8 protein-coding genes and 1 tRNA gene are annotated in these 10,531 nt (G+C 59.9%); 5 read left to right on the top strand and 4 right to left on the bottom strand.

The genetic code is table 11. The annotated features are described in order from the left end of the window. The first annotated feature begins 153 nt into the window (after positions 1-153). Positions 154-1,365, top strand: a complete 1,212-nt coding sequence (locus tag ADB08_RS03145) for an IS110 family transposase (RefSeq protein ID WP_011273191.1) — start codon at positions 154-156, stop codon at positions 1,363-1,365. Between the two features lie 228 nt (positions 1,366-1,593). Here the strand turns inward: ADB08_RS03145 and ADB08_RS03140 are convergent, their stop codons facing one another. Beyond that, positions 1,594-2,031: a hypothetical protein gene (locus ADB08_RS03140; protein WP_049170750.1), complete on the bottom strand. Its 438-nt coding sequence runs from the start codon at positions 2,029-2,031 to the stop codon at positions 1,594-1,596. 431 nt (positions 2,032-2,462) lie between these two features. Next, a tRNA-Asn gene (locus tag ADB08_RS03135) sits at positions 2,463-2,534 on the bottom strand. Between the two features lie 276 nt (positions 2,535-2,810). Here ADB08_RS03135 and ADB08_RS03130 point away from each other — a divergent pair. Both ADB08_RS03130 and ADB08_RS03125 read left to right on the top strand, forming a co-directional pair. After that, positions 2,811-3,968 carry an S-(hydroxymethyl)mycothiol dehydrogenase gene (locus ADB08_RS03130; protein ID WP_049170748.1) on the top strand — a complete coding sequence of 386 codons (1,158 nt, stop codon included), beginning with the start codon at positions 2,811-2,813 and terminating at the stop codon, positions 3,966-3,968. After that, on the top strand, positions 3,965-4,597 hold the full coding sequence (locus ADB08_RS03125) for an MBL fold metallo-hydrolase (protein ID WP_049170745.1): 633 nt from the start codon (positions 3,965-3,967) through the stop codon (positions 4,595-4,597). Before ADB08_RS03130 ends, ADB08_RS03125 begins: the two co-directional genes overlap by 4 nt. Before the next feature lie 14 nt (positions 4,598-4,611). Here the strand turns inward: ADB08_RS03125 and dnaG are convergent, their stop codons facing one another. Further along, positions 4,612-6,543 carry a DNA primase gene (gene dnaG, locus ADB08_RS03120; RefSeq protein ID WP_080971472.1) on the bottom strand — a complete coding sequence of 644 codons (1,932 nt, stop codon included), beginning with the start codon at positions 6,541-6,543 and terminating at the stop codon, positions 4,612-4,614. 120 nt (positions 6,544-6,663) lie between these two features. On the opposite strand from dnaG, the gene ADB08_RS03115 reads away from it, so the two are divergent. Then, the gene (locus ADB08_RS03115; protein WP_049170742.1) at positions 6,664-7,167 is read left to right on the top strand and encodes a ribonuclease domain-containing protein; all 504 of its coding nucleotides are present in this window, start codon (positions 6,664-6,666) and stop codon (positions 7,165-7,167) included. A gap of 4 nt (positions 7,168-7,171) precedes the next feature. Here ADB08_RS03115 and ADB08_RS03110 read toward each other — a convergent pair whose 3' ends face one another. Beyond that, positions 7,172-8,464 (bottom strand): deoxyguanosinetriphosphate triphosphohydrolase, encoded by a 1,293-nt coding sequence (locus ADB08_RS03110; RefSeq protein WP_049170738.1) that lies wholly within the window; start codon positions 8,462-8,464, stop codon positions 7,172-7,174. A 28-nt stretch (positions 8,465-8,492) separates the two neighbouring features. Between ADB08_RS03110 and ADB08_RS03105 the strand changes: the two genes are divergently transcribed. Then, positions 8,493-10,526: a TPM domain-containing protein gene (locus ADB08_RS03105; RefSeq protein ID WP_239660010.1), complete on the top strand. Its 2,034-nt coding sequence runs from the start codon at positions 8,493-8,495 to the stop codon at positions 10,524-10,526. Positions 10,527-10,531: the final 5 nt, after the last annotated feature.

Raw genomic sequence — 10,531 nt, 5'->3', positions numbered from 1 at the left:
GTTGCCGCCGGGTGCCAGGACTTTCGATGACAGCTGATAGGGACACGGCCAGTTTTAAACTAGGTCTCTTTGTAACGTGGGTGCTTGCAACGAAGGTCATGACACCAGCGACTGGAACAACGCCATACCCATCTCGTTTTCTAGGAGCTCATCATGTCTCCGGAGCATTCCATCGACATATTCCTTGGGTTAGACGTCGGCAAATCTGAACACCACGCCTGCGCCTTAGACCGTGATGGCAACAAGGTCTTCGACAAACCGTTGCCTCAACTCGAATCCGAACTAGCAGGCGTTTTTCACCAGCTTCAGAAGCTTGGCACCGTGCTCGTGATCGTCGACCAACCCAACACCATCGGCGCACTACCGATTGCTGTAGCCCGGGACTGCGGTTGCGAAGTCGGATACCTGCCAGGTCTTGCGATGCGCAAAGCTGCAGATCTCTATCCGGGACGTGCAAAAACAGACAAACGCGACGCATTCATCATCGCCGACACCGCCCGCACAATGCCCCACACGCTACGTGCCGTCGACCGCAATGATGAGGTACTCTCCGCCCTAAAGATGCTGTCCGGCTTCGATGATGACATCGCCCGCGATTGCACTCGCACTGTCAATCGGCTTCGCAGTGTCCTCACCCAGATCTACCCCAGCCTGGAACGAGTTTTTGCTGGTAGCACCCTGACTCGCACGCCGATCCTGGAATTATTGATCCATTACAAGGGACCGCAGGGGCTAAAAAGAGCCGGATACCAACGAGTGTTGAACTGGATGATCAAGCGCACACGTAAAGACCCCACCCCGCTGGTAGACGACATTTTTACAGCGCTGAAAGCTCAAACAGTCACCGTGCCTGGAAGCGATGCCGCCGAGTTAGTAATTCCTCAACTGGCTGCAAACATCCAGGCCCTCAAAGAGCAACGAAACACCATTGCTGAGCAGGTTGAAGAGATGCTCGCTGATTTCCCTCTTTGTGAGGTCTTGATGAGTATGCCCGGAGTCGGCATCAAGACCGCAGCGCAGATCCTTCTTGCGATCGGTGATGGCTCCGACTTCGCTAGTGCTGGCCACTTAGCTGCTTATGCTGGAATAGCACCCGTGACTAGACGATCCGGTTCGTCGATCAGAGGTGAATTCCCGGCACGGTCAGGCAATAAACGACTGAAAAACGCCTTGTTCTACTCCGCATTCGCAGTTATCCGCAGCCACGAACCGTCACGGCGGTATTACGAACGCAAACGCGCTGAAGGAAAACGCCACAACGCAGCAGTCATCTGCCTGGCACGACGCCGATGCAATGTCATCTACGCGATGCTGAAAAACAAGGAGTTCTTCCGCGAAATCCCGCCACGCCCCGTCGCCGCATAAAGCCCCAAAGACGAAGCCGACCAGCACACGCTGGCCGGCTCCTAGGCACGCCTAAGAAACTACTCCCAAGACTGTGCTCGTCAACATCGGTCTGGCACTTGACAAAAACATAGGGACACCCCCCAAAAAAAACGCCCTCCGCGCCTGGCAGGTTACGATGGTCGGCCTTAACCTGACGCACCAGGCGCTGGCGGCTCCAAAGTTAGAGGCCTAACTCACGGCCGCCAGCTAGGCCTCTCTTTCTTTCTTCACTTGCCGGTACCACCTACGCATCCGATTAATCGCGGCACTAGCGGCCCATCCGCCGAGAAATAGTAGCGGGATGTAAAAGAACACAACATAGGCGACGACCAGGCCGTCCTGGCCATCGGGCGGCGTGGTGAGAAATAGGAATGCCAGATCGCCAAGCGCGGCAATTCCTGCACCGGTAGCTGCTGCGACAATGCTCCGCGCGCTGGCCATCCCCCGAGCCAACGACCCATCACCGGCGAAAACGGCTATTGCTCCAACCAGCATTACTGAGACCAACATGGACACAATCCACGACGCAATTCCTTCGTCGTAGGCGAGATTGGGCTCCGGCAAGATTAGCCCACCTAAAACACTCCACGCGACCGCGGCGAAAAAGGACGCCAGCAAGGGGCGGGTTATATTGTCGAGCCTCATGCGTCCCAGGTTACGTGAGATGACCTCCAAAAATGCTGGATCTCCCCTCCTCAGTGGAGAATCGAGTCACGCCCGCAAGAGCAAAAATCCCCCGACCATAGAGTGGGTTAAGTAGCAAAACTGACAACCCCGAAAAATTATGGGCTGCAAATGTGAAACTGTGTGAGTTTATGACACTTTCAGACCATTTTTCGAGCCATTTTTGACATAAACGCAGTCAGTAACTCGCATCCACCCAACGCCATCAGCCATAAACGCAGTCAGTAACTCGCACTGGGGTAAGTGGCGAAAGGTGCCCACCGGCGACGCACCGCCCAGACACGCTTTTCCGACTTTCCTAGGGCTTGGATTATTTTCTGTCTGTTTTTGTCTTCTTCGTCTTCTTAAACGAAAACCAGGCCAGAGAAAAACTCTCTGACCTGGCTTAATTGCTCCTCCAGCTGGACTCGAACCAGCAACCCTTCGATTAACAGTCGAATGCTCTGCCATTGAGCTATGGAGGAATATCCACCGCACAGAACCGGCTAAACCGAACTTCGGCCATGCCGTTCCTTGCGACGGATAGATACTTTACCCAGACCCCTTGAAACTCACAAATCGCCAGGTCAAAGGTCAATTTATACCTTCTTTTCCCACACGTCATGACACCGTTGTGAGTTCTCAGAGCCACGCAATCCACACAATCCACGCAACCTCACACAGCGCCCACAAAGCTCCTACCAGTACTGAAAATGCTTTCCATCATGCACTTTTCATACCGCGCTCATACGATGGGGCTTATGTCTGAACAAACCAACGGAACCGAAAACACCGAGCAAACCGCACGCGTTGTGCGCGGCGTTATCGCCCGCGAAAAAGGCGCACCTGTAGAACTTACTGATATCCACATCCCGTCCCCGGGCCCGAACGATGTCATTGTCGACATCCAGGCCTGCGGCGTCTGCCATACAGACCTGGCTTACCGCGACGGCGATATCACCGACGAGTACCCGTTCTTCCTCGGCCACGAGGCCGCAGGCGTGGTCTCCGAGATTGGCGAAGAGGTCACGCATGTTGCCGTCGGCGATTTCGTTGTCCTCAATTGGCGCGCCGTCTGTGGCGAGTGCCGCGCCTGCAAGCGCGGTGAGCCACAGTACTGCTTTAGCACTTTCAACGCCTCCAAGCCCATGACGCTTGCCGACGGCACCGTCCTCACCCCGGCACTTGGAATCGGCGCTTTTGCGGATGCCACCCTCGTCCACGAGGGCCAGTGCACCAAGGTCGATTCGGCAGCCGATCCGGCCGTTGCGGGCCTGCTGGGCTGCGGTGTCATGGCCGGCATCGGTGCGGCTATTAACACCGGCGAGGTTAAGCGCGGTGAATCGGTAGCCGTCATCGGCTGCGGTGGCGTTGGTACGGCCGCTATCGCCGGTGCCAAGCTGGCCGGCGCTAGCAAGATTATTGCCATCGACATCTCGGACGAGAAGCTGGATACCGCCCGCGAATTCGGCGCGACCGAGACCATTAACTCTGCGGAGCTGGCTAAGAGCGATAAGGGCACCGGGGAAGAGGATCCCGTCGTTAAGCGAGTGCGTGAGCTGACCGACGGTTTCGGTGCTGATGTCGTGATTGATGCGGTCGGCCGTCCGGAAACCTACAAGCAGGCGTTCTACGCCCGTGACCTGGCTGGACGCGTTGTTCTGGTCGGTGTTCCGGCGCCGACAATGGAGCTGGACATCCCGCTGGCGGATGTGTTTAGCCGCGGTGGTGCGTTGAAGTCGTCCTGGTACGGCGACTGCCTACCAGAGCGCGACTTCCCGATGCTGGTGGATCTGTCGTTGCAGAACCGCCTGCCATTAGAGGGCTTCGTGACGGAGCGCATTGGCATTGAGGATGTTGACGAGGCCTTCGAAACCATGAAGGCCGGTAAGGTACTGCGATCGGTGGTGACGCTGTGAACAAGGGTTTGAGGGTCGACCACGTTCTCACGTCGGGCACGTTCTCGCTCGATGGTGGCACGTGGGACGTAGACAACAACGTATGGGTGCTCGGCGATGACCGTGAGGTCATTGTCATCGATGCGGCGCATGAGGCGCAGCCGATTATTGACGCGGTGGATGGCCGCAAGGTAAAGGCGATTGTATGCACCCACGCGCACAACGACCACATCACTGTGGCCCCTGAACTGCAGGAGAAGCTCGACGCTCCCCTGCTCGTCCACCCGGGCGACCAGATGCTGTGGGAGCAGTCCTGGCCGGACCTGGCGCACGAGGACCTCGCGCACGGTCAGCGCCTGGAGATTGCAGGCACGGAGGTTGTCATTATTAACACTCCGGGCCACTCCCCTGGCTCGTGCTGTCTGTACGTACCGGAGGCCGCGGAGCTGTTCTCTGGTGACACGCTGTTTTCCGGCGGTCCGGGGGCGACCGGTCGGTCCTACTCGGATTTCGACACGATTATTAACTCCATCCGCGACAATCTGCTGACTCTGCCTGCGGAAACGACTGTCCGCACGGGTCATGGCGACCACACGACGATTGGCCGCGAGGCTCCGCACTTGGAAGAGTGGATTCGCCGCGGCTACTAGTCGCTAGCCACTAGCTACTCAAACACGACCTTGACCGCCTCTGCTTGCAGTTCGCGGCGGTACTGCTCCATCGCGAGCAGGTCCGCGAACAGCGAGTTGTAGGCGGTTTCGTCGTCTGAGGGGCGCATTCGTGAGAGCATCGCCTTCAGCTGTGCAATTTGGTCACCGACCCACACCTCCTGCAACCGCGCCAGAATCGCCTGCGCATACGGGCGCAGCGTCTCTGCATCGACGGCGATTTGCTCCACGCCCAGCTCAGTCACGAGATGCTTGACGACGTCCTCCCGCGCCTGATCCATAATTGCGGTCGCCCAACTATGTGGCTGTGTGGCCGCTTCCCCGCAGGCACCACCTGCAGCCATGATGGCATCGAATACCGCCCGGTAGGTCGGATGCCCAAAGGTCTCGGGTGCGAGCGCATCGAATACCGGGCCGGTGGTGGCGGGCTCTTGAATTGCCAGCTTGAGGGCCTCACGCTGCGCATAAAGCACAGGGTCCCGCGGGTTTGGATACGGCAGTGCCGGGTTGCGCCGGCGCCGCGCTTCCTCCGCCTCTTCACGGGCCCGGGCCTCTTCTTGGCGACGCTGGTAGGGAGTGCGCTTTTCATTCTGTGGCCGACTGGCCTCCTCGCGGACGCGCTGCACAAGCTCGGCTTCATCATTCCAGCCAATCCAGCCGGCAACTTCGCGGGCATACTCATCGCGCAGCGCCGCGTCCTTGAGCTGGGCCAGGACAGGCACCACTCGGCGCAGCCCGGAGACCCTGCCATTAGCGGTGGTCAGGTCATAGTCGGCCAGAAGTGTGCGGAGGACAAATTCGATCAATGGCCGTCGTGAAGCAACGAGATCGCGCACTGCGGCCTCGCCCTTCTTCTGGCGCAGATCGCACGGATCCATGCCGTCCGGCGCGACCGCGACGTAGGACTGGCCGGTGAAGTTCTGCTCCCCCTCGAAGGCGCGCATGGCGGCCTTCTGTCCTGCCTCGTCGCCGTCGAAGGTGTAGATGAGTTCGCCGCGGAAGAAGTTGTCGTCGAGCATGAGACGGCGCAGCAGCTGGAGGTGTTCCTCGCCGAAAGCGGTACCGCAGGACGCGACGGCCGTGGTCACGCCTGAGGCGTGCATGGCCATGACGTCAGTGTAGCCCTCCACGATTACAGCCTGATGACCAGTGGCAATGTCCTTCTTTGCCAGATCCAAGCCGAAAAGGACCTTGGACTTCTTGTACAGCATGGTCTCGGGCGTGTTCATGTACTTGCCCAGATTGTCATCGTCGAAAAGCTTGCGGGCACCAAAACCGATGACATCGCCGGACATATTGCGGATCGGCCACATGAGACGACGGTGAAAACGATCGATCGGCCCCATGCGCCCCATCTTGGAAAGACCCGCCTTATCCAGCTCCTCGAAGCTAAAGCCCAGGCGCTGCAGGTGCTTGGTTAGAGTGTCCCAGCCGGCTGGCGAGTAACCACAGCCGAACTGGGCCGCGTGCTCGGCGGTGAAGCCGCGGTTTTCCAGAAACTCGCGCGCGGGCGCTGCCGCTGGCGTGGAGAACTGTTCGCGGTAGAACTTCTGTGCCTCGCGGTTTGCGGCGATGAGACGCTGTCGGGTTCCCGGTTCCTCGCGACGGCCCGTGCCGCCGCCCTCATAGTTAATGTGGAAGCCAATTTTCTCCGCACAGGCTTCGACAGCCTCCGGGAAAGACAGGTGTTCCATCTCCATGAGGAAGCTGAATACATCACCGCCCTTGCCGGTGGAAAAGCAGTGGTAGTAGCCATGATTGGGGCGTACGTGGAACGACGGCGTGCGCTCGTCTTTAAAAGGCGATAGCCCTTTCAGAGAATCCGCGCCAGCCGGTTTGAGGTTCACGTATTCTGCAACGATCTCCTCAATCGGAGTCCGTTCGCGGATTGCCGCGATATCGGAGTCCGGAATTCTTCCCCTAGCCATGAAAATAACCTTACCCAACCCGTCCAATCGACTCCGCCGTAGAGGTTTCGCTTGCCGACGAGCCGCCCGCGCTCAACCCAAAAACGTGCCGGCGGCGACAGATATGGAAAGATACTAGCCATGGCTGAGTGGAAGAAGATTGCGAGCGGCGTAGGCGCTGCCGCCCTGGTGCTGGCTGGTAGTTATTTCGGGCTCGATGGCGGAGACCAGAACTCTACGGCATCCGAGAACTCACAGGGGTCGCAGGATTCCACTGCCTCCAGCGCGAAACCAGGCCCTAAACCTGGCCCCAACTCGGGCAGCAACAAGGCTGGCACAAAGGGTGCCACCTGCGCAGTAGATACCCTGCCGCAGGAGGCCGACGATGTTATCGACCGCATCCTGACCGACCAGGACCACATCTACTCGCAGCACGACGGCAAGCACTTCGGCAACTACGAGGGACGCCTGCCGAAGGAGCGCGGTGACTACTACCGCGAATACACCGTGACCACCCCGGGCAATTCCAGCCGCGGTGCACGCCGCATCGTTGTCGGCGGCGGTTCCGAAAACGATCCGGATGTCTGGTACTACACCGACGACCACTACGAGAGCTTCTGCGAAATTCCTGACGCGGAGGAGTAGACAACTATCCCCACGCCGCGGCCACACCAGCAATCTGGCGATCAAGCCGCTCTACACGCGATTCCGTCATCGACGCTAGCTGATCAACGATAACCCGCAGCCGCGCTTGGTCACTCTCCGCCCGGGAATAGAGCCACTGGAACATCGGATCAAGCGTCCCTGGAGCACCTTCCTGCAGATACTCGGCCACCCGGAAAAGACGATCGCGTTCACGCTCCTGACGGCGAATATGACGCGGAAGATCCATCACATACAGCACGGCGATGGTCTTCAGCATGGTGACCTCCGCCAGAATCGAGCTGGGCACGGCGAGGTCCGCGTCGTAACGCCCGAGCGGAAGCGTCGACCCGGAGGCAGCACGCGTACCCGCGACGGAAGCCGTGACGAAACGGCCGACCAGCTCCGAGGTCATCCGTTTCAGCGCGACCAGCGAGCGCAGCGAACCATCATAGGACGCCGCAGCTGATACCACCGGCAAGCTGGCAAGACGCCCGGCAGCCTCGACGAGCTCCGCTGGATCGCCACCAAATGCGGCAGCGCCCTTGTCAGCGAGCGCGGCCAGTTCCACCGTGTCCCACAGAACACCCAGGTCAACGCGGCCAGAGACGATGCCATCCTCGACATCGTGGACGGAATAGGCGACATCGTCAGACCAGTCCATAATCTGCGCCTCAAGACACTGCTTGCCGTGCGGAACGCCCTGGCGAATCCACTGCAGAATCGCAGCATCTTCCTGGTAGGCCCCGTACTTGTGGCGGAGCTGACCATCGGGACCGATCGGTGTCCACGGGTACTTACAAGCCGCATCGAGCGCCGCCCGAGTGAGATTGAGTCCGCAGGGCTCACCTGTACCATCGAGCGCCTTCGGCTCGAGGCGAGTGAGAATACGCAGCGTCTGCGCGTTGCCCTCAAACCCGCCGCACCCAGCGGCAATCTCGTTGAGGGCGCGCTCGCCGTTGTGGCCATACGGCGGATGCCCGATGTCATGGGTCAGGCCGGCCAGCTCTGCGAGATCCTCATCTGCACCCAACTCGCTGGCGATTCCGCGGGAAATCTGCGCGACCTCCAGCGAGTGAGTCAGGCGTGTGCGGGGAGTATCGCCCTCCCCTGGCCCCACAACCTGGGTTTTGTCAGCCAGCCTGCGCAGCGCTGCGGAGTGCAGGACGCGGGCGCGATCTCGTGCAAACGCCGCCCGGTGGGTTTCCAAGGACTGCACCCCGGGCAGCAATGACTGCTTCGGAGACTCCTCGACAATACGGGCGAGTTCAAAAGATGAATACGAAAATTTACCGGCCACGTGATTATTGTTACGTATCCTTGTAGATATGTCTGACAGGAATCGCGTGTTTCGCCCCCTTTACCTTGCTGCATCGGGTGCTTTCCTCGGCCTGAGCATGCCGCTAATTACTGCCGCGCTACCGGCACAGCCACCGGTTCACGCACCTGCTTCGCTGCTGGCACTCGCACCGTCAGCACCACTGTCGCACGCCGAGGCACCGACAGATGTGTCGGGCGAGGTGGCTGATCTCGCAGGTGTGCTGAGCGGCGGCGATGAAGCTCGTCTGAAGGAGCAGATTCAGCAACTCAAGACCGACAAGCGACTCCTGTTCTCGGTGTTTTATATCAAGAGCTTCGACAGCATTCAGGGCCAGCAGTGGGCACAGCAGGCCTGGGAACACCTCGGAGCTGCCGACAACCGCGGTGTCATCGTCGTCGCTGTGGAAGACCGAAACCTCGGCGCTTTCGTCGGAGACTCCTTCCCCCGCAACGCGGAGGCCATCAACAGGGCAGCTCAAGGGCAGTTGTTAGAGGATGACAACTGGGCAGCTGCGGGTGAAGCTGCCATCGCCGAGGCAGGCGGTGGCAGCGGCTCCGCCGGTGGGTGGGCGCTCGGTGCCGGCCTCGGTGGTGCCGCCGTTGTCGGTGGCGCCACCTGGGCCGTGGGCCGTCGCAATAAGAAGAAGCGCGATGAGGAGGAGATCGCTCGTGGCCGCAACATCGACCCCAGGGATGTCTCTTCGCTGGACTCGCTGAGCACCAGCTCGCTCGATGTTCTTGCGCACGATGAGATTGTCAGTACCGATGAGTCCATTCGCAAGGCCAACACCGAGCTCGACCTCGCTCGCGCTGAGTTCGGCACCGAACGCATCCGCAGCTTCGACAACGCACTGAAGCACTCTCAGTCCACGCTCGAGCGCGCGTTTGCACTTCGCCAACAGCTTGACGACGGCTCCGTGACCGACGAAATCGAGCGCCGCAGTGTCCTACTGGAGATTATCTCCACCTGTGGTGTTGCGGATGACCAGCTCGACGGCGAGGCCGCAAACTTCCAGAAACTCCGCCAGGAGTTAATGAATGCTGAAGCGACCATTTCAAAGCTCACTCAGCGAAGCGTCGAGCTGCGCTCACGTATGCCGCGTGCCGGCGAAATTCTCGACGGTCTGCGCGCACGTTACGAAGAGCAGATGCTCAGCTCTGTGACCGACAATATCGACATGGCCACGGAGCACCTGAATCAGGCTGACCAGTCAATGACTGAGGCCCGCCGCATCGCGGACCTACCCGCCGGTGAGCAAGGTGGTCTGATTGATGCACTGTCGGCCACCGACTTTGCGCTCACACAGGCAGAGAGTCTTCTGGAGGCCATTGAACACGCCGATAGCGATATTCACGCTGCAGTCGCGGGGCTGGCTTCCCTTATCGCCGAGGTCCGGGGTGAAATCGATGAGGCCTCGCACCTGATGTCGGCACCGCAAGGCGCCAACATCAACCGCGAGCGTCTCAATGCAGCCATCGAAGCAGGCCGCGAAGCACTCGGTGTGGCAGCCAATAAGTCCGAAGTGGATCCACTGAGTTCCTGGACCGCACTGACCGATGCCGATGAGCTGCTCGACGAAGCCCTCGACTCCGCTCGAGATAAGGCCGCGTCGTTCGCCCGCGCTACCGCTACTTTGCAGCACAGCATGCAGGATGCCGACAATCACATTCGCGCCGCGGCTGACTTAATTGCTACCCGCCGCCGTGTGGTTGGCGCTGAGGCTCGCACTCGCCTCGCAGAGGCGCAGCGTGCTTACGGCTCTGCTCAGGGCTTCGCCAACGACGATCCGCGAAAGGCTTTGGCCTACGCACGTCGTGCGCGCAAGCTCGCGGCTGAGGCCGCTGACTTGGCCCGCCGTGACATCCGCCGCTACCAGGATCAGCGCCGCGGTGGCGGCAGCAACGGTTCGATGGTCGCCGGCATGGTGCTAGGCAGCATGCTCAGCAACAACAGCGGCTTTGGTGGCAGTATCGGCGGATTCGGCGGTTTCGGCGGAGGTTCGAGCCGACCAGGCGGCTCCGGCAGCACAATGGGCTTCTAGATTCC

It is taken from the genome of Corynebacterium sp. 239_CJEI, from assembly GCF_001055995.1.
Classification (GTDB): Bacteria; Actinomycetota; Actinomycetes; order Mycobacteriales; family Mycobacteriaceae; genus Corynebacterium; species Corynebacterium jeikeium_D.
Note: the sequence above shows the minus strand (reverse complement) of the source record. Positions and strands in the feature narration are given on the sequence as shown.

Bases quoted from the DNA above. Each gene is read 5' to 3' on its own strand.
- ADB08_RS03145 (WP_011273191.1), top strand. From the start codon at position 154: ATGTCTCCGGAGCATTCCATCGACATATTCCTTGGGTTAGACGTCGGC.
- ADB08_RS03115 (WP_049170742.1), top strand. From the start codon at position 6,664: ATGGCTGAGTGGAAGAAGATTGCGAGCGGCGTAGGCGCTGCCGCCCTG.
- ADB08_RS03140 (WP_049170750.1), bottom strand. From the start codon at position 2,031: ATGAGGCTCGACAATATAACCCGCCCCTTGCTGGCGTCCTTTTTCGCC.
- ADB08_RS03105 (WP_239660010.1), top strand. From the start codon at position 8,493: ATGTCTGACAGGAATCGCGTGTTTCGCCCCCTTTACCTTGCTGCATCG.
- ADB08_RS03130 (WP_049170748.1), top strand. From the start codon at position 2,811: ATGTCTGAACAAACCAACGGAACCGAAAACACCGAGCAAACCGCACGC.
- dnaG (WP_080971472.1), bottom strand. From the start codon at position 6,543: ATGGCTAGGGGAAGAATTCCGGACTCCGATATCGCGGCAATCCGCGAA.